Here is a 22,471-nt window from a genome sequence, read left to right as displayed (position 1 = left end):
CCTCGTGCTAGGAATCCACGTTCATGTACCTCGCCAGACGCCCCCGTCTCTCCGCGTTGGCCGCTGCCCTGCTCGCGGCCCCCGTCATGCTGAGCGCCGCCCCCGCCACCGCACTCACCGGAGCCGACGCCCCGGCACAGCTGAACTACGTCGCGAAAATCAACGTCGGTGAACAGAGCGCCTGCTCCGGCACCCTCATCGCCCCGCAGTGGGTCCTGACCGCGGCCACCTGCTTCGCCGCGGACGGCAAACCCCCCGCAGGCAAGCCCGCCATCACCACCACCGTCACCGTCGGCCGCACCGACCTGACCCAGACCAGCGGCAGCGTCCTGTCGGCCATCCGACTCGTCCCGCATGCGGACCGGGATCTGGTGCTCGTCAAACTCGCCGCCAGGATCACCGATCCGAGCATCACACCCGTCCGGTTGGCGACCACGCCCGCCGCTGCGGGTGAGGAGCTGGTGAAGGCGGGATTCGGACGCACCAAGACCGAATGGGTGCCCGACAAGCTTCACACCGGCACGTTCACCGTCGCCTCCACCACGGACACGACAGTGGACCTCAACGGCTCCGACACCGCGACCGTCTGCAAGGGCGACGCCGGCGGTCCCGCCCTGCGCACCGTCAACGGCACCACGGAACTCGTCGCCATCAACTCCCGCTCCTGGCAAGGCGGATGTCTCGGCAACGATCCCGCCGAAACCCGTACTGGTGCCATCGACACCCGTGTTGACGACATCAGCGGCTGGGTCGACCACGCCACCTCCCGCAATCCGGACGACCTCACCGGTGACGGCAAGGCCGACCTCGCGGCCATCAAGGACGACGGCGTTCTGTGGATCTACCCCGGCACCGGAAACGCGAGCGGCAGCACCCTCGGCACCCGCTTCCAGGCCGGCGTCGGCTGGCAGAGCCAGAACGCGGTCACCACCGGCGACCTCAACAACGACGGCATCGGTGACCTCCTGTCCCGTCAGGCGTCCGACGGCACGTTGTGGGTGTACCCCGGCACCGGGAAGCCGGGCATGGAGACCTTCGGCACCCGCTACCAGGTCGGCAGGAGCTGGCAGACCCAGGACGTCACCCGCACCGGGGACTTCAACAGTGACGGGCTCGCCGATGTTCTGACCCGTCAGGCGTCCGACGGCACATTGTGGGTCTACCCCGGCACCGGGAAGGCCGGCATTGACACCCTCGGCACCCGCTACCAGGTCGGCACCGGCTGGAAGAGCCAGGACGCCATCACCACCGGCGACCTCAACAATGACGGGCGCACCGATGTGTTGTCCCGTCAGGCGTCCGACGGCACGTTGTGGGTGTACCCCGGCACCGGGAAGCCGGGCATGGGCACCTTCGGCACCCGCTACCAGGTCGGCAGGAGCTGGCAGACCCAGGACGTCACCCGCACCGGGGACTTCAACAGTGACGGGCGCACCGATGTACTGACCCGGCAGGCGTCCGACGGCACGTTGTGGGTCTACCCCGGCACCGGGAAGGCCGGCATTGACACCCTCGGCACCCGCTACCAGGCCGGCACCGGATGGGGACCGTACCGCATCATCTGAGCGGCGGGGATGATCTCCGATTCTTCCCCGCTCCCCTCTCGAGGTGCGGGGGAGATCCTGCCCGGATCCACCGTCAACGCCGGCACCGGCGACACGGCTGTTCTGAACATCACCACTGGCTCCAGCGGCACCGCCCCCCGCTCCGCTGCCCGTCAACAGCCGTACCGGTAACGTCTTCTGGGCCCGGCATTTGATCGTTGATTTGATGAGCGGTTGTGGTCTGCGCAACGGCGAGGCGGCGGCAGTGAACCTCAACAACATTGTGGCCGACGACGTGTATCGGGTTGCTGAACAGGCCGTCTTGGCCACCCGACAATACGGGGCTCTCAAGCACCGGAAGCCGGGAGAGTACCGCGATGTTCTTCTGCCGGCTCGGGTCAGGGCAGCGGGTGAGGTGGACATCCCAGACGGGATGGTGCTCTACGGGAACCGCCACTTCTATGCAGGTCAGGGCACCTCGGTCCGGGGAAGTCGGCACAGTTGGTGAGGGCTGTGTGAGAGCGCGCGCGACGACGAAGCTCCACCGGAGCACTTGAGTTCTACTGGTCGTCGTGAGGTCGGCTGGGACTGGGCTGGGAGGGGCACGGCCAGCCGGTGAAAGCAGCCTTCGCCGCCCCTGACGCGCATGCGGGCGAGGGTGGCACGCGCATCAGCCCGGTGCGCAACCAACGCGCCTTCGACGGCTCCCAGATCGGCGGCATCCGTTCCACCCGGGGCAAGTTGCTTCTCTGTCGCTCGGAGGCGGAAGCGACAGTACCCGAGCAGACCAACCGGACAGCTCAACAGGAAGAGGGCGACGGGGTGGGGAGGAAGTCCCGTCCGCTCAGGCGCGGCGCGGAACGGATTCGCTCCTTCTGGACGCGGCGGCGAGCAGAGCGAAGCCCAGCGCGAAACCGAGCATCGTCCATACGCCGCGGGGCCAGAAGATGTGGCTGTCCGTGAAGGACCAGCCGGCCACCAGGAGGACCACCGTGCCGGGAACGACTCGCACCCCGTGTTTCGGGAAGAGCGCGACGGCCGTGGCTACGACAGCGACGATGAGGGCGTAGGCGCCGACCTGCCCGAGCGACTCACCCGTGTCGTAGAGCGGGTACTTGATCGGTCCTATGTTCGCTGTCCCGGCAGCGTGCTCGACCGCGGTTCCCGCCGCGATACCGGCCACCGCGTCGAGACCGGTGTAGAAGGCCGCGTAGGTGAACGCACTCGCCCAGGCCACCACCGTGGCGAAGCCGGCGAGGTCTGTTCGGGGGCGGTGCCACAGAGGGACGAGGAGGCCGAGCGTAAGCAGCGGAAAGATCGGCAGCAGTGCGATGTGCAACTGTGTCCAGTCCGTGGCTGTCGCCCTGGACAGGCCATGCGGGTGCGCGGCGCCCGCCGCAGCCAGCACAAGGGGCGCGACAGTAGCGAGGGTGATGTTTCGGATGGTCAACACGCCGCGATCGTAGGCGCGTTACGTCACCTGAGACGGCTGCGTAAGGACTTCGTAAGATCTTGCGTGGTGCCACTCAACCCTGGAAAGCGCCCGCCGGGGTGATCCCCTCCGACGCGACACCGGCCTCGCCGATCCTGCGGCGAGGCCGGAGCAGAGGACCGGTGGCGGCCCGGCATCCTCCGCTCGCCGTTGGAAGACGCCGGGGTCCCATGTGATCCGGGCCTTGTGCGCTACGACGACTTCACCCACTGCCCCGCCCACCAGCAGGCTCTGGAGCTGCTGGTGTCGCCGCCCGCACGATGGCGGTCTTCGCCGGCAGCAACCATCAGATGCTGGGTACCTGTCGCGCGGCCGCGTCGCTCGGGCCGCGCATTTCGGACGACGTCAGCGTGGTCGGCTTCGACGATCTGCCCTTCGCGGACTGGGTGACTCCGCGTCTGACGACTGTGCCCACGCCGCTCGCCGACATGACGGCGCTCGCCGCCTGCATGGTGCCGCAGCTGCAGTCCGGACTGCACGGGCCGAGGCCGCCACCGAGCTCGTCGTACCGGACAGCGGCGGGCCTCCGCTGACGACGGGGCGAGCCGTGCTACGTCCGAACGGGTTCGGCGCCCTGGAGAGGAGTCTCCAGGGCGCTGGGCCGCGGTGGCAGCTTCTTTACACCGCGGCTATGCCCTCCATGCCGGATTCGGCGAAGGGGGGCAGTCCCGTGGCCGTGGTGACCTTGGTGAGGGAGCCGTTCCTGCCGATGCGGAAGCCGTCGACGGTGCCGGAGGTCCCGTTCTGCACGTACAGGAACTTCTCGTCCTGTGTCACCGCCAGGTCGATGACGCCCTGGGACATGGCTGACGGCGGGGTGGCGATGCCGACCTCGTTGGTGAGCGCGAGCCTGCCGTGCCGGTCGGTGCGGTAGCCGGTGACGGTCGAGTTGCCGGTGTTGCCGCCGTAGAAGAAGTCACCGGCGCGCTCCAGCCAGCACAGCGTGTTCTGGCCGTTGGCCAGGGGCTGCTGGACGACCTTGAGGGTTCCGTCGGCGCGCACCTTGTACGTGCTGACCGTCGACTTCTCGGCCTCGGCCACCAGCATCCGGCCCGCCTTGTCGAAGGTGATCGCGAACGGCACGCCGCCGGCCGAGTCGTTGACCTTCGCCCGGTGTGCGGGACGTCCGTCGCGCCGCATTGGGAACACCTCGATGGTGTTGGCCGACTTCGTGGTGACGACCAGCTCACGGCCCCCCGGCGTGAACGCGACCTGGCCCGGCGAGCTGCTGAACAACGGCACCTTGTCGTTCTTCAGTCCCAGGGAGCGATACGACCCGCTCAGCGGCTTGAGTCCGGTGGCCGTGATCCTGAAGCCCTGGACGCTGCCCGCGCCGCCCGCGTTCATGACGTAGGCGAGGTTGCCGGACACAGCGATGGACGAGGGGAAGTCCCCACCCGAGTGCACCACCCGCCGGTCCGTCAGTTTCTGTCCCTCAACCCGGAACGAGGTCACGGTGCCGCTGCCCGCGTTGACTGCCAGCAGCAGATGCGAGCCGCGGTCGTAGACGAGTGAGCCCTGGGAGGCGAGGGAGTCGGTGGGTGCGTCGACCTGGTCCCCGCCCTTGCCGCCGGTCGCGTAGGTGCCTGAGGCGGTGAGCTTTCCGTCCTCGCCGCGCTTGAAGACGTGGATGGTGTTCCCGGCGAGCTCGTTGCCCTGTACGAAGACGGCGTGGTCGGCTCCCGCCTTGGCGCTCTTCGTCGTCGCGCCTTCGTGTGCGCGGGGGACCTCCCCCGCCGAGGCGATGGCCACCGTGGTCGCGACCGCCGCCGACGCGAGGATGCCGGCCCCGGCGATGGTCATCCGGACCTGTGACTTCGACCTGCGCCTGGTGTGCTTGCTCACGCCTGACTCCTCGTACTTCGCCGCCACCGCCGGTCGGTGACATGCAGAGTCAGAGTTGCCTGTGGGGCGGGTGGGATGAAGATGTTTCGGTCCCGCGTCAGCTTCTCGTAAGAACTTCCGTTCGCCCCGGAGAGCCCGAGGACGGTCCGGCCTGCGGCTCGCCTGCACCCTTGCCGCTCATCCAGCGGTGAGAAGGCCCCTGCGGACGATGTCCAGCGGGGAGCATCGAGGCTGAGGGGCAGGTCGAAGGCGGCGGCTCCTCCCGGATCCCCGTTGCGACCCCTTCGACCATGCCCTGGCTGGAGTTGAGGATGTGGGAGGGCGGGATGGGCGGCGCGGACGCAGTCGGGGATCGGGGCGCGCTCACTGGTGTTGCGCGTCGGCGGAGCCTCCGCGCCGCGTCGCCGTCAGGGCGGCGGTGATGTCAGGCGGGGGACGTCGGCGGGGGAGGTGAAAACGGCCGCCGGGCTGGCGGTTACAGCCTGTGGAGCGCAGGTCAGGCCAGGACTCGTCCCGGCCACAGCGCAACGAAGCAGGAAGCCACGGATTCCCGTCCGAAGACTGTGCCGTGTAGCGGCACAGCAACGGACGGGAAGGCCGGAATCCTTGGGCTTCAGCCCGAGGAGCAAGTCGGCGCGGTGCGGTTACGCGGCGCGGGTGAACTGCCACCAGTTCATGTTGAACAGGTAGCCGCTGCCGCCGGTGAACCGCAGGTAGAGGTCCTGGGTTCCCGTCACGCCGCTCACTGGGCAGGTCACCGTGGTCCAGGCCTGCCAGCCGCCGGTGTTCGGCACACTGCACCGGCCCACGACCGTCCCGCTCGGACTGCCCAGGCGCAGCTCGACGGTGCCGCCGCCGGTGGCGGAGGCCACGCGCGCAGTGTAGGAGGACGGGCCCGGCCCGAAGGCCACTCCCTTGACCTTGGTGTAGTCGCCGTTTTCGATCCAGCCGACGTTCATTCCGCCGTCACTGGTCCATTCGGTCTCGATCCCGGAACCCCAGGCGATCGTCTCGGCCTCCTGGCGTACGTACGGGTCAAGCGCACCGAGCTGGGGTGCACCGGTGTCCGTCATGTTGATCGTCGGGATCGTTCCGTCAGCGTTGTAGGAGAACTTCTCCACTGCGACCGAGCGGGTGAAGCCGCCGCCGCCCGAGAGGGCGCCGTTGTGGTAGAAGAAATACGAGTTGCCCTGAAAGTCCACGATGCCCGCGTGGTTGGTGAAGCTGTTGCCCTGGGCGGGCATCACTGTTCCACGGTAGGTCCACGGCCCGGTCGGGCTGGGTGCCGTGGAATAGGCGATGAACTCCGCGCAGCACCTGGCCGCATACACCATGTAGTACAGGCCGTTCCGCTTGTAGACCCAGGGTGCTTCTTCGTACAGCGTGGGGCGGTCGGGGTTGTCGGTGCGGGTTCCGAAGCCCGCGGTGGTGAGCGGAATTTGGACGGGGCTGCCTGCGTAGGACGTCATGTCCGCGTTCAGCTTGACGTACCACAGGTTCGGGTTGCCCCAGTACAGGTAGGCCTGGCCGTCGTCGTCGATGAAGACGGTCGGGTCGATCTCACTGTTCTCCACCAGCGGGTGGCCGAGGGCGTCCCGGAACGGTCCGGTGGGGCTGTCCGACACCGCCACGCCGATTGCCATCCGGCCGGTCGCCCGGGCCGTCACCGGCACATACCAGTAGAACTTGCCGCCCCGTTCGACGGCCTGGCCCGCCCACGCGTCGGCGGACGCCCAGCTGAAGGTGGCCAGGCTGAGCGGCGAGCCGTGGTCGGTCCAGTTGACCATGTCGGCGGAGGACCACACCCGCCAGTCCTTCATCACGAAGGAGGAGGTGGAGCCGTCCTCGTCGTGCCCGGTGTAGAGGTAGACCCGTCCGTTGTACACCAGCGGGGCCGGGTCGGCGGTGTAGACGTGTTGCACGATCGGGTTGTCGGCCCTGGCCGCCGTGGGCTGCACCACGGCAGGAAGGACGGCGAACACCAGTATGAGGATCAGCCCCCAGGTCGCTCGGGCGAGTCTCGTACCGGTGGCGGGTGATCTCACTGCGGTCGGGTGAGCCGTTCGCCTGTGGACGGCGGTACTGGCCATGGTGTGGTCCTTCCTGGTGCTGCGGGTCGGGGACTGAGCGGCTGTCAGATGCGGAGGAGGAACGTTGCCGCGCTCGGGGTGTGGTCAGCGCGAACCGTGTGATGCGGACGGAGCCGCCGAGTGTCTGCGTGGCGTAGTCGGAAAGGGCGAAGCGGTAGCCCGTGAAGAACTGCCAGGTGTGGCCCCTGGTGAACGCGGGTCTTAGGCGGGTGAAGCTGGTGCCGTCGGTGCTGTGGAGGAGTTTCCCGAACGGGAGGCGCCGGGGCGGATGTCGGCGGCCGCGCGCAGCCGGATGCGACCGCCCGTGACGTTGGCGCTCGCGACTTCGGTGCCGGTGGTGTTCCAGTTGCCGTCCGTCGCGGATCGTCGCGTAGTCCAGCTGGATGGTCTCGCGGTGGAGGTGGGTCCCTGAATCCGGTGGGTGAGGGTATTACGGGCCCAGTACAGGTGGTTGGTGGCCGTCGCGGTGCGCAGGGTCAGGCCGTTGTTGACGGACCACTTGTCGTGGTCCGGATTGTGGTTCCCTTCCCACTTCGGTTTCACGGTCGTTCCGTCGAAGGTGTCGCCGCCGGTCAGTGGGGTGACCTGGCGGGGTGGGGGCGGCAGGACGGGGCTGGGGTACGACGTGCCCCAGGCACCGCCTACGAGTTGGACGACGGGCCAGCCGCGCCAGGCCTAACAGGAGGTTCACGGCCGCGCGGCACAGGCGTGCGGGGGAGAGCCTTACTGGACGGATGATGCGGGTGCTGTCATGCCCGGCATGCGCACCATGCGCAAGCCGCTTCGGCCGGGCGTGTTCGATACCGCGAACGTGAACCGATCCTTCGGACGGCATGGATCCTAGGAGTTGATGGTGGACAGCACAAGATCCTTGATCGACCCATTCATGCCGAAGATTGAGGAGTGGGTCGACCGGTCGCAGCGCACGGTGCGAGCCGACAAGCTCACGAACGCCTCCAGCTACTGGGTTCACCGGGGACGAGCGGACGACGCGGCGGGCGGTCGCGCGGGCGAAGGGAACAGTGGCGGGCCGGCCACCGTCGTACTTACCGGCCGTGGATGGCCGAGCCCGGTCTCTGGTTGCGGTTCGACTGGGGAGATGGGGCCCGAAAGTGCCTGGTCCGGGCGGTGGAAGCGAGCGCGAGACGCTGTTGTTCCCCGCATGGCTGGCGTGGTCCCGCTTCCGGGTGGTGATCCCGGTCTGGGGCCGGACCCCGCCCACGGTGATCTCGTGCATCGACTCCACTTTGCGGGCGATCGGCGGGGCACCGACCTGTCTACTCACCGACAACGAGAAGACGATGACCATCGACCGGGGCACCGGGATCGCGGTCCGTCATCCTCAAGTCGTGGCCGCAGGACGCCACTACGGCCTGCAAGTGCCCGCCTGCGTCCCGTTCGATCCCGAGTCCACATGGGGGCGGCGAGGCCACCGTCCGTATCGCGAAGACGGACCTGATCCACCTTCGCGAACCTGCGGGAGAAGCACAGCAGCTTCGCCGAACTCCACGGGGCCTGCGCGATCTTCTGGCGGCAGGTCAGCACCCGCGTCCACCGCGAGGCAGGCAGGGCACCGGCCTCCGCGCTGGACGGTCGAACGCACCCGCCTGCATCCGCTGCCCGTGGCCCCTCACACCCTCAACTTGGACCGGGCGGCAACCTTTTCGGGAGCGGCGGCAACCAGTACTGCAACGGTGCCTGTCCAAGCCCGCGCCCGCATCGCTACCTGACCCTCAGCCAAAGACCCCTACAGGCACGGGACTTGAGGCCGCCTGGTTTCAGCCTGCGAACGTTTCTGTCCGCGAATCGTGTGAGAAGTATTGACGTCATTCATGGGATGTCTAGCATTCTCTTGCTCGACACTTCGACCCTTGTTCGGCATGTCGGACATGGTCGTGCCACGTCGGCATCCGGACCGCCTCTGACGGGGTGGACCGGAGCCGCTTGCTCAGGGATGACGAGGTCCTTATGCGCACACGTAGTTTCCGTCGCAGACGTCCGTCGGTGGTGCTCGCCGCCGTGGTTGCGGCCCTGGCCGCGTTGGCGGCGCTGCTCGTGGCCGGCCCGGCTCAGGCGGCCACCACCAGCGATGTGCGCGGTGTGGATTCCGGCCGGTGTCTCGACGTAGAGGGCTTCAGTCAGACCGACGGCGCGAACGTGCACATCTGGGACTGCCACGGCGGAATCAACCAGCAGTGGACGTTGACGGACAGCAGCCAGCTGACGGTGTACGGCAACAAGTGCCTGGAGGTCCCGGGCAGCGCCACCACGTCCGGGGTCCGGGTGCAGATCCGCACCTGCAACGGCGGTGCGAACCAGCAGTGGCGGGTGAACGCCGACGGCACGGTCGTCGGCGTGCAGTCCGGGCTGTGCCTGGAAGTCTCGGGCTGGGGCAAGACCAACGGCACGGCGGTGCAGATCTGGTCGTGCCACGGCGGCACCAACCAGAAGTGGACCGGCCTGTCGGGGGCGAACAACGTGTGTGGTCTTCCGTCGACGTACCGCTGGACCTCGACCGGCCCGCTGGCGCAGCCGAAGGCGGGGTGGGCCTCGCTCAAGGACTTCACCAACGTCGTCCACAACGGCAAGCACGTCGTCTATGCCACGACGCACAACACCCTCGCCGGTAACGATGGGCGCTGGGGATTGACGACCTTCAGCCCCTTCACGAACTGGTCCGACATGGCCACCGCCACCCAGAACCCGATCCCCTTCGACGGCATCGCGCCGACGCTGTTCTACTTCGCCCCGAAGAACCTCTGGGTGCTCGCCTACAACGGGGGTTGGCCATACAGCTTCTCCTACCGCACCTCGAGCGATCCCACCAACCCCAACGGCTGGGGCCCGCAGCAGGAGCTGTTCACGGGCACCCTCCCGAAGGGCGGCCCCCTCGACGTGACCCTCATCGGCGACGACACGAACATGTACATGTTCTTCGCCGACGATGAGGGCGGCATCTACCGCGCCAGCATGCCCATCGGCAACTTCCCGGGCACCTTCGGTTCGTTCACGAAGATCATGAGCGACACGGCGCTCAACCTGTTCGAGGCGCCGGAGGTCTACAAGGTCCAGGGCCAGAACCAGTACCTCATGATCGTCGAGGCCCAGAATTACACAGGGTTCGGTCGCTACTTCCGCTCGTTCACGGCCACCAGCCTCGACGGCACGTGGACACCGCAGGCCGGGGCCGACACCGTGACCAACCCCTTCGCCGGCAGTGCCAACAGCGGAGCGACGGCCTGGACCAGGGACATCAGCCACGGCGATGTGGTTCGCACCAACCCCGACCAGACCAAGACCATCGACCCTTGCAATCTGCAGTTCCTCTACCAGGGGCGCGACCCCAGCACCGACGGCGGGGACTACGGCCTCCTGCCCTACCGGCCGGGGGTACTGACACTGCAGCGCTAGCCGGCGGCATGACGCAGGTCCCGGTGTTCCTCACGTTCGCGGGCAACGACGCACGCCGAACCGGGCCCGGAGCCCGACTGAAGCATGCCTCGACACCGTCAGGCCCTACCCACCCGACAACGTGACAACGCCCACCCGTGGCCGGCCAGTGCTTTCACTGCGAGGGGACCGGGCATGCCCGCCCGCTGTGGGAGCGGTCGCGGACAGCCGGCTACGCACAGGTTCCTCACCACGCCGTTCCGCCAGTACGTCATGTGCCCGCCGATGCCAACGGGACGGCACAGCAGCCGAGTTGCCGACACGAACGTCGAGCAGCCCGCGCCAGATTCAGCACTCACTCGCAGAAGAGGACGACTGCATGAGAAAGCCTTGGGTACTGTCCCTCATCACGCTGGTCATGGCCGCGCTCGGGATGACGGCAGCAGGTGTGGCACCTGCCTCCGCCGCCTCGAACACGCCCTTGCGGGTCATGCCGTTGGGTGACTCCATAACCTGGGGCGTGGGAAGCAGCACGGGCAACGGCTACCGGGGTCCGTTGTGGGACATGCTCGCGGCGGACGGCCATCCGCTGGACTTCGTCGGCACGTTGCGGGGCGGTTCGATGTCCGACCCCGACAACGAAGGTCACTCCGGATACAGGATCCACCAGATCGCCGAACTCGCCGACGCCTCGCTGACCCGCTACCGGCCCAACGTCGTGACGCTGATGATCGGCACCAACGACCTGGCCGGGAGCTATCAGGTCTCCACCGCCGCCGACCGGCTGAAGTCGCTGGTCAACCAGATCACCGCCGACGTCCCCGACGCGACCGTCCTCGTGGCCTCCCTGGTCGTGTCCACCAGCGGCTCGGAGGAGCAGTACCGTGCCGCGTACAACCAGGCCATTCCCCAGATCGTGAGCGAGGCACAGTCCGCGGGCAAGCACGTCGGGTACGTGGACATGAGCAGCCTGACCACGGCCGACCTGGACGACGCCCTGCATCCCAACGACGCGGGCTACCAGAAGATGGCCGACGCCTTCCACCGCGGCATCCAGTCCGCGGACAGCGCCGGGTGGCTGAGGAACCCCGCCCCCGCCCCCGCACGCGTGCAGTCCGACATGGGCGGCAAGTGCCTGGATGTCAGCGGCTTCGGCACCGCCGACGGGACCGCCGTCCAGATCTGGAGCTGCGGCGACAGCATCAACCAGTACTGGTCCGCCTACACCGATGGCACCCTGCGCTCCATAGGCAAGTGCCTCGACGCCGCCGGCTTCGGCACGGCCAACGGCACCAAGGTGCAGATCTGGTCCTGCCACGGTGGCTCCAACCAGATCTGGGAGCCCTACAACGGCGGCTACCGCAACCCCGCCTCCGGCCGCTGCCTCGACATTCCGGGCTTCTCCACGACCGACGGCACACAGCTCCAACTGTGGGACTGCCACGGCGGCTCAAACCAGAAGTGGACCACTCTGACCGCAGGATGACCCCCGCTCCCGGGACCGGAGCCCCTCCCCGCCCCGCTCCCGGGACCGGAGCCCCTCCCCGCCCCGCTCCCGGGACCGGAGCCCCTCCCCGCCCCGGTCCCGGGATTCGAGGGCCGCTCCTGGACCGGCTGGCATCACCACGTCACCCTGGTCACCGCCGCCCACGCGTTCCTGACCGAGCAGCGCCTGGCTCCCAAAAGCCGATACAGCGGGTTCACCCTCTACCAGATCCTCGACGCCATCCGAGAATGATGTCCGACATTTCGAACTTCGGTCTCTCGGCCCCCTTACCCGTGAGGAAGCTGATCTGCATGTCCTGGCTCCAACACCCCCACAGCCGCCGGAGAGTCATGGCGGTCACCGCCGGCCTGGCCGCGGGCACCACACTGCCGGCGATGGGCGCGATGCGCGCGGCGGCGGCCACGACGGCCCAGCAGGAGCGGTTCACCAACCCGGTGATCTGGCAGGACTTCGCCGACCTCGAGGTCATCCGCGTCGGCGACACGTACTACTACACCGGCTCGACCATGCACTACTCGCCGGGCGCGCCCGTCCTGCGCTCCTACGACCTGGTCAACTGGGAGTTCATCGGCCACTCGGTGCCGGTCCTCGACTTCGGCGACGCGTACGACCTCAACGGCGGACGGGCGTACGTCCAGGGCATCTACGCGTCCTCGATGCGCTACCGCCCCAGCGACAAGACCTTCTACTGGCTGGGCCAGATCGGCTGGCAGCGGTCGTACGTATACAGCGCCACCGCCGCGGCGGGCCCCTGGACCCGGCACGCCGAGATCGGCAGCATCTACTACGACGCGGGGCTGCTCTTCGACGACGACGGCACCCCGTACGTGGCGTACGGCGCCAACGAGATCCACGTCGCGCAGCTCTCCCCGGACATGCGCACCGAGGTCAGGTCCGAGCACGTGCTCACCAAGCCCGACGCGTTGCACCTGATGGAGGGCTCCCGCTTCTACAAGATCAACGGGAACTACTACATCTTCGTCACCCGCCCGCCCAACGGCCAGTACATCTGGAAGTCCACCTCAGGCCCCTTCGGCCCGTACGAGATGCGGGAGGTGCTGTTGGACCTGCCCGGCCCGATCCCCGGCGGCGGCATACCGCACCAGGGCTCGCTGGTCGACACCCCGAACGGCGACTGGTACTACATGGGCTTCATCGACGCCTATCCCGGCGGCCGCGTCCCCGCCCTGGCGCCGGTCACCTGGAACGCCGCCGGCTGGCCCGAGCTCCAGACCGTCAACGGCACGTGGGGCGAGACCTACCCCTACCCGGTCACCCCGCACCCGCTCCCGCCGATGACCGGCGCCGACACCTTCGAGGGGACGGCGCTGGCGCCGTACTGGGAGTGGAACCACAACCCCGACACCGCCGCGTTCACCGTCGACAACGGGCTCACCCTCAGGACCGCCACCGTCACCGACGACCTCTACAGCGCCCGTAACACCCTCACCCGCCGCATCCAGGGCCCCGCCTCCACCGCGACCGTCGTGCTCGACTGCTCCGGGATGGCGGACGGCGACCGGGCCGGGCTGGCGATGCTGCGCGACTCCTCCGCCTGGATCGGCGTCACGCGGCAGAACGGCGTCAGCAGGCTGGTGATGTTCGACGGCCTGACCATGGACGCCAGCTGGAACACCAGCAGCACCGGCACCGAGCAGGCCCGCGCCGACCTCCCCGCGTCCGGCAGTCGCGTCTGGCTGCGCGCCACCGCCGACATCAGCCCGGGGCCGGGCCGCCAGACGACGTTCTCCTACAGCACCGACGGCACCACCTTCACCCCGCTCGGCCCGGCCTTCACCATGAGCGAGAGACCTCATTTCTTCATGGGCTACCGCTTCGCCGTCTTCAACCACGCCACCAAGGCCCTCGGCGGCAAAGTGCGGGTGGAACGCTTCGACCTGCGCGCGTGCGCGCCGACGGCGCAAGCAGGCACGGTGGACACGAACGCCTGGTACGTCGTGGTCAACCGCAACAGCGGCAAGGCACTGGACGTGGCGGGCGCGAGCGCCGCGGACGGCGCCGCGCTCACACAGTGGGGCCGCTACGACGGGACCAACCAGCAGTTTCAGTTCGTGGACTCCGGTGACGGCTACTACCGGTTGAAGGCGAGGCACTCCGGCAAGCTGCTGGACGTCTCCGGCTGGTCGACGGCCGACAACGCCGCCATCAACCAGTGGAGCGACCACGGTGGCGTGAACCAGCAGTTCCGGTTGGCGGACTCACCGGACGGATACGTCCGGTTGATCAACCGCAACAGCGGGAAGGCCGTCGAGGTACCGGGCTTCTCCTCCGCCGACGGGACCGGCATCGTCCAGTACTCGGACTGGGGCGGCGTGAACCAGCAGTGGAAGCTCGTCCGCGTCGGCTTCGTGGGCTCGCGCTCCTGCTGACACCGGTATCTGGTTCAAGCCCACCGAAACTCCCCTTACCCGCTGGGCAAGGGGAGTTTCGGTGGGCGCGCGCGAGGTCGCACAGCCGACATCGAGGTCCGAAAGGAGTGCTTTCTGCGGTGTCCGACAGATCAACAGAAAGGCACCAAAGCCAGTCTTTGCGCGAGTCAGGCCACCGCTCGAAGCGGCATCAGATCATCCTCACAGTTTTCCGGACTTGAGGGTTGCGTTTCCGCTGGTGGAGCGTAGGGCGGGAGGTGCCGTGGGAGTAGTGGCCTGTCGTTGTGTCGTCCAGCACGCGCTCGGCCTAGATCCATGGGCAGCCTGCCTCGACACAGCCATGGGCCTCGCGGCCGACCTCACTCCAACCAGCAACGGCTACGCCACCGTTCGGTTCCTCACCAGCCCTCACCGCGGCCGCATAGCCACGATGGCCGGGCTACCTGAGCGCGGTCCACGAGTCCCGATCGTCCGGCTGCGCGCGGAAACCGGACAAGCCGTCTACCGGGCCGAAAGGAATACCGCCCGCCTCGGCAGCTTCGTCGTGGTCGGCCCCAACCGCGACACGGTCTCCCCATATGCAGACCGTCTGCTAGAAACGCGGACGATCAAGGAGGCTGCCGTGAGGCAGTATCCGAGGGGCTGCGCTGCCAGAGATCCCGGTAACTGGACAGGCTGACAGGCGTTCCCGGCCGCCCGGGTCCGCCGGCCCGGACTTTCCCTGGTCAGCGCACCCTTCCCCGTGGCTTCAGCGGCGTTTCGGGCAGAGCCGGTGCGCGCAGCGGGTCCCCGTCGTAGCCCTTCACCTCGCCGAAACGGGTCCCCTTCGCCCAGTCCTCGCGAGCCTGCACGATCTCCTCCTGCGTCCGCCCGACGAAGTTCCACCACATATCGAACCTCGCCGTTGTTTCCGCAGGTCAGCGCCCTCTGGGATGGCTGCCGGTCAGCAAACCGTCAGCATCAGTCGCGAGGAGTTGGTTGACCGTGACCCAGGGTTCGTTGGCTCGTGGAATGGGGTCGTTCTTCAAGGAGTGCGAGCATCCGCGGTCGAGATGGTCGAAGTGCCCCCACCCGTACAAGATCCGGTATCGGTCGGAGACCGGGAAGCAGGCGGAGGAGTCCGGGTTCGAGACTAAGACGTCATCTCAATTGGTGGATGACTGTGTAGATAGTCGCTGGCAGACGTGCTGTGGTGGCGGTTGAATGCCTTGGTGAGCGACTACTGGACACCCGCGCATCACGCGGTCGAGCACGAGGATGCCGAGACCCTGGCCCGGTTGCTGGCCCACGGTACCGATCCTGATGAGGCCTTCAGCAACATGACGCTGCTGACGCACGCGATCGACGCCGAGGGCGACGGCTCCCTGCAGAGCGGCCAACCGTTGACCGTGCACACCACTGCCGTGCTGCTGGCCTTCGGGGCTGACCCGGAGCTCGCCGATCCAGACGGTCGCACCCCCATGGACATCGCCAAGCACTACGGCCACGACCTGGCGGTGAAACTGCTGCGGACCCACATCAGCGGCCGAGCCGCCGGTAACAGATGAGGGTGCAGGCGATGCTCGTGAAAGCGAGGAAATGCTCGGCCTTGCGCTCATAACGACGGTGGAGACGGCGGCAGCCGGCGAGCCAGGACATGGTGCGTTCGATCGTCCAACGGTGACGTCCCAACCGCTGGGAGCTCTCAACTCCCTTGCGGGCGATACGGTGCCGGATGCCTCGGCTGCTTAACCATCGCCGCAGGTGGGCATAGTCGTAGCCCTTGTCGGCATGAAGCTTGTCGGGCTTGCGACGTCGGGGTCCCCGGCGGGAGCGGACCGGCGGTATGCCCTTCACGAGCGGGATCAGGGCCTGGCTGTCATGGACGTTGGCACCCGATATTCCCACGGACAGGGGCAGACCGGTCCGCTCCGTGATCAAGTGGATCTTTGAGCCGTACTTGCCCCGGTCGACAGGATTCGGACCTGTCAGGTCCCCCTTTTCAGGGCGCGCATGTTCACTGAGTCGATCGCACACCGAGACCAGTCCAGGTCACCGCGGGAGCCGAGTTCGTCAAGGACAAGGCGGTGGAGCTTCGCCCAGACCCTGGCCTTCGTCCACTCGGTGAAGCGGCGGTGAGCCGTCGCGCCGGACGGCCCGAAGGACGCGGCCGGCAACTGCTGCCAGGTGCAACCGGACGTTGCCACGAACACGATGGCAGCCAGCACTTCACGGTCACCGTGCCGCCGCCGACCACCGCCCTGAAGCCGTGAGGGCGCCTCCGGAACCACCCGCTGAAACAGCGCCCACAACTCGTCCGGCACCAGCCGCTCAACGATCCCCACCACAGCCAAGAGCCTAACAAGCCAGCCAAATGAGATGGCTTCTAAGACCGTGTCCTATGTGGTGAGGCGATCGTTGGCCTGATCATGGGGCGGGATACGTGGAGTTGGATTGTTCCGGACGGGCTGTGGGAGATCGCGAAGCCGCTGATCCCGCCGTCCAAAGTGCGGCGGCAGGGCGGCGGAACGCAGGACACGCCTGATGAGACGCTGTTCGCGGCGATCATCTACGTGCTGGTCAGCGGGTGTGCCTGGCGGGCGTTGCCGCCGTGTTTCGGGATTTCAAAGTCGACCGCGCACCGGCGGTTCGTGATCTGGTCGCGGGCTGGGGTGTGGGGCCGCCTGCACGAGGAGATCCCTCACCGGCTCGACGATGCCGGCCTCCTGGACCTCTCCCGAGCAGTCCTCGACTCCGCCCACGTCAGGGCGAAAAAGGGGGCGAACACACAGGTCCAAGCCCCGTGGACCGGGGCAAGCCGGGTTCCAAGATGCACGTCCTGTCGGACGCGAACGGACTGCCCATGGTCGTCGGCATCTCCGCGGCCAACGTCCACGACAGCCTCGCACTGAAGCCCATGGTCGAGGGTCACCAAACGAGACACGACCCCCATCGCGGCCGCCACTTCAAGCCCCAACGCCTGCACGCAGACAAGGCCTACGACGTCCCTCACCTGCGAAAGTGGTTATGGGGCAAGCATATTGGAGTCCGTATCGCGCGGAAGGGAATCGAGTCCAGCGAACGACTCGGTCGCCGCAGATGGGTCATCGAGCGCACCATGTCCTGGCTGACCGGCTACCGACGACTCAACCACCGCTACGAACACCACCCCCGCAACTACCTGGCCTTCCTCGGCCTCGCGGCCGCCCTCTGCTGCTTCAAGCGATACGTCCGCCTCACCACATAGGACACGGTCTAAGCCCAATGCCGTTGCTTTTGCCGTGGGCGTAGGGTGGTTGGGAGTGGGTGCCGGGGGTGGTGCGGGTGGCTGCGAGTGCGTCTGACTTATCGGGTCTTGGCTTGTTGACCTGGGTGTATCCGCCGGGGTTGGTGGACCGGGTGGTGGCCGCGTGCGGACGTTCAGAGCAACGAAGGCGACTGCTTCCTGCGCGGTTGGTGGTGTACTTCGTGTTGGGGCTGGCGCTGTTCTCGCCTGCTCCGTATCTCGAGGTCATGCGACACCTGGTGGCGGGGCTGCGGGGCCTGGGGCTGCTGGGTGACTGGCACGTTCCGGCGAAGTCATCACTGTTCCGGGCCCGGCAGCGGCTGGGTTTTGAGCCGCTTCAGGTGTTGTTCGCGGCGACAGCGAAGCCGATGGCGAAGCCGATGGCGACCGAGTCGACGCCCGGGGCGTTCTGGCGGGGCTTGCGGCTGCTGGCCGTCGACGGGACCTGCTGGGACGTCGCCGACACCGAAGCCAACCAGGCAGCCTTCGGCCGTCCCGGCAACGGCCGCGGAACGGGCCGGAGTGCCTTCGTTCAGGTGCGGATGGCGGCGCTGGTGGAAGTGGGCAGCCACGCGGTGCTGGACGCGGAACTGGCCGGCTGCCGGACCGGGGAAGTCACCCTGGTCGGCCGGCTGCCACGGTCGTGCGGTGCGGGCCAATTGGTTCTTGCGGACCGAGAGTTCCTGGGCGTCCCGCTGTGGCGGGCCTTCACCGCCACCGGTGCCGACCTGTTGTGGCGGGTGCCGGCCAACCGCGTTCTGCCCGTGCGCAAGCTGCTTCGTGACGGGTCATGGCTCTCCGACATCCACGCCGGCACCGACCGGGCCAAGCGTGACCCGGTGCCGGTCCGCGTCATCGCCTACCAGCTCAAAGACACCGGCGGCGCTGCTGTGGCCGGCGACTTCCGCCTGGTCACCACTCTTGTGGACCCCCGCCGTTATCCGGCCCGGCAGCTGGCCGCGCTCTATCGTGAGCGCTGGGAGATCGAGTCCGTTTTCGCTGAGATCAAGACCTACCAGCGCGGTGCGAAGGTCGTGCTCAGCAGCAAGACGCCGGACGGTGTCCTCCAGCAGATCTGGGCCCATCTGCTGGTCCATCACGCGCTGCGGGAACTGATGCTGAGAACCGCGGCCACCCGTCAACTCGACCCCGACCGCATCTCGTTCACCGAAACTCTGCGCTCCGCCCGGCGTAGCGTGACCGTCACCCCGGGCGGCTTTTCCCCCTGAGCTCCTGGTCCAAGCACTGCAAGTCCTTCAAGAGGATCTCCTGGAAAGACTCCTGCCCGTCAGACGCCTGCGCAGCCAGCCCCGCGTCGTGAAGCGCAAGATGTCCAACTACTGGCTCAAACGGCCTGAACACCATCACTGGCCACAACCCACCCGCGCCGGCGCTCAAGCCATCCACATCAAACGACCCCAACCCGCAGACCCTTAAAGCAACAGCATTGGGACTAAGCCGCGAACGCGGGTGTGCATACGTGGTGTTGTGGTGTCATCCGGGCCTGATGGTCTAGCGATCACTGCGGCTGTCAGTGGTTCTCATGGGCGTATCTGGTGGCGGGTGCGGCCTGCGCTTTCTCGAGTGGCAGGCGACCAGCGTGGTGTCGAGGTCCAGGATCAGACGGCAGCCGTGTCCCTCGGTCAGCAGACTGCGGCGGGCACCCTGTACCTCAGGCGGCGTAGCACGTTCCGCACAGAGGTTGTCTTCAGGTTCGCGTACCGCATGTCTGCGGCAACGCACAGCCTGACCTGTGCACGGCGGTTGCTGCCGTCCACAGGGTGCATGAGTATGGCCGCACTGGAGCCCGGACGATGAGCCACCGATGGAGGGCAAGTCATGAGTGAGCTGACCATCGCGCTGGAGGAAGGCTTCCGGGGCCAGCACATCGTGGTCGTCGTGGATGGAGACGTCGTCCTGGACGATCCCGACGTACGCACTCGGCTGCAGATCGGTCTCGCCCGGTCTATCCCCCTCCGCCTGTCGGAGGGGGACCACTCGATCGATGTACGGGTCGACGCAACCGACCGTCTGAACATGCGTGTCGACCCAGGTGTCACCAGATCGGTCCGGATCAGCCTCGCTGCCGACGGCAGCCTGCAGGCCGTGACCGGCGGCGACCTCCCCGGCTACCTCTGATACCCGTTCCCGCGCGGGATTGATGGTCCCCGTGCAATCTCTGCTCGACACCCTCCTTCCTGCAGGCCAATTCCGGTTCCACTCACGACCCTGCGCCACGAGGGTCCGGCCACCGGCGGTCCGGTTGCGCCTCGCCTTCGGCGGGCTTTCACTGACCAGTGGGAACAAGCGCGTTTATCGGGCCTCCCCGTGCGTTTCGCGTGTCCGGCGCTGCGTCCGCCGAACGACGCCTCAACCAGCCGCTCGTGTTGGCTCCAGGTTCGCGGGTCGGCGTCCCACGTGTCCACGTTCTCAAGTCCCGAACGGTCTGGGCTTCCAGCCGTTCAACGTCCCCCTTCACCCGCGCATGCTCCGCAATGTCGGAAGCAGGAGGCAACATGACCACGCAGGAATCCAGCCCGCGCAGCGAGTTCGACCAACTCGTCACCGCAGTGATGGGCACGATCTCCCGCCGTCTGGGCGGCGAAGAGCAGATCGGGTATGAGACAGCACGAGAAGCCGAAGGCATCGCGACGACACGGCGCAGCGGTGTATACCGGCGCGACAACCGCCCCGTCCCGGCCGGGAACGGGGGGCAGGCCGTCGCGACCGGTCCCGCCGCCGAGGCGGGAGCGGTCGCGACGGGAGCGGTCGGCTTTCCCCTGACGTCGGCCGTGTCGCCGGGCGACGGCGAACAGGCCACCCTGCAGCAGATCGTGTCCGGGCAGGCCCAGGCTCAGACCGAGATGGCCGCGCCCGACAGCGCCGCCGTCTCCTTCGAGGAGCTGCGCGTGGACGTGGACGGCCCGGCTCCCACCATGACGGTCTCCGGTACGATCTGGCGGCTCACCAGCGGTCGGCTCACCTGGATCGCCAAGGTCCGCAAGGAGCCGAACGGCTCGTACACCGGACCGATCGGGTACCGCGACGGCAACACGTCCCTGCGGCCCGGCACCGCGATCCGGCTTCGGCTCACCGGCAACCCGCCACTGCAGCACATGGGCGCGCTGGTGACCTTCCTACGGCCGGACGCCCCAGACGAGGTGGCCCGCTACTCGCACGTCACGCCGCATTTCCGTGAGGTCGGGATCGAGTACGACAGGGTCTCCGACGCCGAACAGACCGACGAGTACGAGTTGCACGACCACCCGGTGCGGCCAGCCGACCTCCCGAACATCAAACTCACCGTGGAGGACGCGTTCAGCCGACAGGGTATTCACGTCACCCGTACCCGGGGCAGCAACGTGATTCCGCTCTCGGCCTCCGTGAACGGCACGTGGTCCGACATCGAGATGCACGACGCCATGCAGCAGCACTGGTCCGAGTGGAAGCCCGGTCCTTCCGGACAGGGCCTCGCCCAGTGGCAGGTGTGGACGCTGTTCGCCGGACAGCACGACATGGGTCCCGGCCTGGGCGGCATCATGTTCGACGACATCGGCACCGCCCAACGGCAGGGCTGCGCGGTGTTCTCCAAGTCGTTCATCTCCGAGCAACCGCCGAACGACCCCGACCCCGAGGCGTATGTGCGGCGGATGCGCTTCTGGACGGCGGTGCACGAGATCGGTCACTGCTTCAACCTCGCGCACTCCTGGCAGAAGTCGCTGCCCACGCCCTGGATTCCGCTGCGGGACGAGCCCGAGGCGCTCAGCTTCATGAACTACCCGCACCGCTTCAACGGCGGACCGCAGGCGTTCTTCTCGGATTTCCGGTTCTTCTTCTCGGAGGACGAACTCCGCTTCCTGCGGCATGCTCCCGCGCGATTCGTGCAGCAAGGCAACATCCCCTGGTTCGACCACCACGGCTTCGAGCAGGCACGACGCAGTGCCGGCACCGGGTCGCTGGAACTCACGCTGCGGTTCAACCGCAGTGCCGACCGGGAGGGCGCGTACCGGTTCGCCATGCTGGAGCCCGTGATCGGCGAGCTGAAGCTGACCAACACCACCGGCGTCCCCGCGATGGTGGACCGCGCGACGCTGCGCAGCGACAACCTCAGCATCCTCGTCCAGCGCGAGGGCACGACAGAGGCCCGTGTGGTCCAGCCGTACCTGCGCTACTGCCTGCGCCCCGAGCCCGTCCTGTTGCAGCCGAACGAATCGCTGTACGAGCAGGTCGTCCTCTCCTCGGGCCTCGGCGGCTGGCAGATCTCCGAGCCCGGCGCCTACAGGGTGTACGCGGCGCTGCGGGCTGCCCACGACGGCGCGTCGCCCTCCGCCGACGGCGCGTCTGGCGGCCAGATCCTGGCGGACCCGATCACCGTCCGAGTGAAGCGTCCGGCCAGCCGCGAACAGGAACGCCTCGCGGACGACGTGTTCACCGACACCGTGGGACGCGTCCTCGCACTGGGCGGCAGCCGCGTCCTGGACGACGCCAACGACGTGCTGCGCGAGGTCACCGAACGGATCCCCGACGCGGCAGTGGCCAAGCACTCGGCCGCATGCCTGGCCACCGCAACTGCCGTCCCCGGCAAGGTCCTCACGACCCGGAACGGCACGGCGAGCATCGAGGCCAGGGGAACCGACGCGGAGGCCGGTCGGCAACTGGCCGAGCGCGCATACGGTGACTTCGACGCTGCGGCGAACACCTTCGGCCACATCCGCCTGACGCAGGACGTCACGCGCTGCGCGGTCGGCCTGGAGGAACTGGGCCGACGCGACTCAGCGACCCAACTGCTGGACGGACTCGCCCAGACCCTGGAAGGACGCCACGTCAAGCCCGAAGTGGTGCAGAGGGTGCAGCGTGAGCGGCAGCAGATCGCGGGTGGCCGGGCCGACCGGTAACCGCAACCTCTCTCGCGACAAGTGGCCCCTGACGAAATGTCAGGGGCCACGTC

At 67.7% G+C, this 22,471-nt stretch carries 15 protein-coding genes and 5 pseudogenes; 14 read left to right on the top strand and 6 right to left on the bottom strand.

Features of this window, described 5'->3' with window-relative positions:
- Nucleotides 1-23: 23 nt before the first annotated feature.
- Nucleotides 24-1,565: an FG-GAP-like repeat-containing protein gene (locus OG734_RS04485; RefSeq protein WP_330286148.1), complete on the top strand. Its 1,542-nt coding sequence runs from the start codon at nucleotides 24-26 to the stop codon at nucleotides 1,563-1,565.
- A gap of 823 nt (nucleotides 1,566-2,388) precedes the next feature.
- Here OG734_RS04485 and OG734_RS04480 read toward each other — a convergent pair.
- Nucleotides 2,389-2,997, bottom strand: coding sequence for a hypothetical protein (locus OG734_RS04480; RefSeq protein ID WP_330286147.1), 609 nt, complete (start codon nucleotides 2,995-2,997; stop codon nucleotides 2,389-2,391).
- 299 nt (nucleotides 2,998-3,296) lie between these two features.
- Here OG734_RS04480 and OG734_RS04475 point away from each other — a divergent pair, with 299 nt between their 5' ends.
- Nucleotides 3,297-3,569 carry a substrate-binding domain-containing protein gene (locus OG734_RS04475; protein ID WP_330286146.1) on the top strand — a complete coding sequence of 91 codons (273 nt, stop codon included), beginning with the start codon at nucleotides 3,297-3,299 and terminating at the stop codon, nucleotides 3,567-3,569.
- Between the two features lie 85 nt (nucleotides 3,570-3,654).
- On the opposite strand, the gene OG734_RS04470 is transcribed toward OG734_RS04475, so the two are convergent.
- The 3 genes and pseudogenes from OG734_RS04470 to OG734_RS04460 all read right to left on the bottom strand — a co-directional run.
- Nucleotides 3,655-4,881, bottom strand: a complete 1,227-nt coding sequence (locus OG734_RS04470) for a lactonase family protein (protein ID WP_330286145.1) — start codon at nucleotides 4,879-4,881, stop codon at nucleotides 3,655-3,657.
- 644 nt (nucleotides 4,882-5,525) lie between these two features.
- Nucleotides 5,526-6,971 (bottom strand): glycoside hydrolase family 43 protein, encoded by a 1,446-nt coding sequence (locus OG734_RS04465; protein WP_330286144.1) that lies wholly within the window; start codon nucleotides 6,969-6,971, stop codon nucleotides 5,526-5,528.
- 76 nt (nucleotides 6,972-7,047) lie between these two features.
- Nucleotides 7,048-7,637: pseudogene (locus tag OG734_RS04460) on the bottom strand (xylosidase); the annotation flags it as partial.
- A gap of 208 nt (nucleotides 7,638-7,845) precedes the next feature.
- On the opposite strand from OG734_RS04460, the pseudogene OG734_RS04455 reads away from it, so the two are divergent.
- The 7 genes and pseudogenes from OG734_RS04455 to OG734_RS47875 all read left to right on the top strand — a co-directional run.
- Nucleotides 7,846-8,608, top strand: a pseudogene (locus tag OG734_RS04455) (IS21 family transposase); the annotation flags it as partial.
- Between the two features lie 331 nt (nucleotides 8,609-8,939).
- Nucleotides 8,940-10,382 carry a non-reducing end alpha-L-arabinofuranosidase family hydrolase gene (locus OG734_RS04450; protein ID WP_330286143.1) on the top strand — a complete coding sequence of 481 codons (1,443 nt, stop codon included), beginning with the start codon at nucleotides 8,940-8,942 and terminating at the stop codon, nucleotides 10,380-10,382.
- Nucleotides 10,383-10,740: 358 nt separating this feature from the next.
- Complete coding sequence (locus OG734_RS04445; protein ID WP_330286142.1) at nucleotides 10,741-11,847, top strand: ricin-type beta-trefoil lectin domain protein; 1,107 nt, start codon at nucleotides 10,741-10,743, stop codon at nucleotides 11,845-11,847.
- Between the two features lie 105 nt (nucleotides 11,848-11,952).
- Nucleotides 11,953-12,091, top strand: a pseudogene (locus OG734_RS04440) (IS701 family transposase); the annotation flags it as partial.
- Nucleotides 12,092-12,158: 67 nt separating this feature from the next.
- Nucleotides 12,159-13,769 (top strand): annotated as a pseudogene (locus OG734_RS04435) (glycoside hydrolase family 43 protein); the annotation flags it as partial.
- Complete coding sequence (locus OG734_RS04430) at nucleotides 13,746-14,258, top strand: RICIN domain-containing protein (RefSeq protein WP_330293559.1); 513 nt, start codon at nucleotides 13,746-13,748, stop codon at nucleotides 14,256-14,258. The pseudogene OG734_RS04435 and the gene OG734_RS04430, both read left to right, overlap by 24 nt.
- Before the next feature lie 340 nt (nucleotides 14,259-14,598).
- A complete protein-coding gene (locus OG734_RS47875) occupies nucleotides 14,599-14,937 on the top strand; it encodes a hypothetical protein (protein WP_443065062.1) in 339 nt (112 codons plus the stop codon).
- Nucleotides 14,938-14,983: 46 nt separating this feature from the next.
- On the opposite strand, the pseudogene OG734_RS04425 reads toward OG734_RS47875, so the two are convergent.
- A pseudogene (locus OG734_RS04425) lies at nucleotides 14,984-15,148 on the bottom strand (pirin family protein); the annotation flags it as partial.
- Between the two features lie 321 nt (nucleotides 15,149-15,469).
- Here OG734_RS04425 and OG734_RS04420 point away from each other — a divergent pair.
- Nucleotides 15,470-15,805: an ankyrin repeat domain-containing protein gene (locus tag OG734_RS04420; RefSeq protein ID WP_330285397.1), complete on the top strand. Its 336-nt coding sequence runs from the start codon at nucleotides 15,470-15,472 to the stop codon at nucleotides 15,803-15,805.
- Here the strand turns inward: OG734_RS04420 and OG734_RS04415 are convergent.
- A protein-coding gene (locus tag OG734_RS04415) for an IS5 family transposase (RefSeq protein WP_443064822.1) occupies nucleotides 15,777-16,591 on the bottom strand; the annotation gives its coding sequence in 2 pieces (ribosomal slippage) (nucleotides 15,777-16,237 and nucleotides 16,237-16,591; 816 coding nt in all). The genes OG734_RS04420 and OG734_RS04415 overlap by 29 nt on opposite strands.
- Nucleotides 16,592-16,666: 75 nt before the next feature.
- On the opposite strand from OG734_RS04415, the gene OG734_RS04410 reads away from it, so the two are divergent.
- From OG734_RS04410 to OG734_RS04395, 4 genes are all read left to right on the top strand, one after another.
- A protein-coding gene (locus OG734_RS04410) for an IS5 family transposase (RefSeq protein ID WP_330286141.1) occupies nucleotides 16,667-17,484 on the top strand; the annotation gives its coding sequence in 2 pieces (ribosomal slippage) (nucleotides 16,667-17,009 and nucleotides 17,009-17,484; 819 coding nt in all).
- A 59-nt stretch (nucleotides 17,485-17,543) separates the two neighbouring features.
- The gene (locus OG734_RS04405) at nucleotides 17,544-18,752 is read left to right on the top strand and encodes an IS4 family transposase (protein ID WP_330286140.1); all 1,209 of its coding nucleotides are present in this window, start codon (nucleotides 17,544-17,546) and stop codon (nucleotides 18,750-18,752) included.
- 610 nt (nucleotides 18,753-19,362) lie between these two features.
- A complete protein-coding gene (locus tag OG734_RS04400) occupies nucleotides 19,363-19,662 on the top strand; it encodes a hypothetical protein (protein WP_330286139.1) in 300 nt (99 codons plus the stop codon).
- 377 nt (nucleotides 19,663-20,039) lie between these two features.
- Nucleotides 20,040-22,418 carry a hypothetical protein gene (locus OG734_RS04395; protein WP_330286138.1) on the top strand — a complete coding sequence of 793 codons (2,379 nt, stop codon included), beginning with the start codon at nucleotides 20,040-20,042 and terminating at the stop codon, nucleotides 22,416-22,418.
- Nucleotides 22,419-22,471: the final 53 nt, after the last annotated feature.

The organism is Streptomyces sp. NBC_00576 (assembly GCF_036345175.1).
In the GTDB taxonomy this organism is placed as follows: Bacteria; Actinomycetota; Actinomycetes; order Streptomycetales; family Streptomycetaceae; genus Streptomyces.
The sequence above is the reverse complement of the archived record's forward strand: the minus strand, read 5'-3'. Positions and strand labels throughout refer to the sequence as shown.

Excerpts from the sequence above, each read along its gene's own strand:
- OG734_RS04450 (WP_330286143.1), top strand. The coding sequence starts at position 8,940 with ATGCGCACACGTAGTTTCCGTCGCAGACGTCCGTCGGTGGTGCTCGCC.
- OG734_RS04465 (WP_330286144.1), bottom strand. The coding sequence starts at position 6,971 with ATGGCCAGTACCGCCGTCCACAGGCGAACGGCTCACCCGACCGCAGTG.
- OG734_RS04400 (WP_330286139.1), top strand. The coding sequence starts at position 19,363 with ATGAGTGAGCTGACCATCGCGCTGGAGGAAGGCTTCCGGGGCCAGCAC.
- OG734_RS04485 (WP_330286148.1), top strand. The coding sequence starts at position 24 with ATGTACCTCGCCAGACGCCCCCGTCTCTCCGCGTTGGCCGCTGCCCTG.
- OG734_RS04445 (WP_330286142.1), top strand. The coding sequence starts at position 10,741 with ATGAGAAAGCCTTGGGTACTGTCCCTCATCACGCTGGTCATGGCCGCG.
- OG734_RS47875 (WP_443065062.1), top strand. The coding sequence starts at position 14,599 with ATGGGCCTCGCGGCCGACCTCACTCCAACCAGCAACGGCTACGCCACC.
- OG734_RS04395 (WP_330286138.1), top strand. The coding sequence starts at position 20,040 with ATGACCACGCAGGAATCCAGCCCGCGCAGCGAGTTCGACCAACTCGTC.
- OG734_RS04475 (WP_330286146.1), top strand. The coding sequence starts at position 3,297 with ATGGCGGTCTTCGCCGGCAGCAACCATCAGATGCTGGGTACCTGTCGC.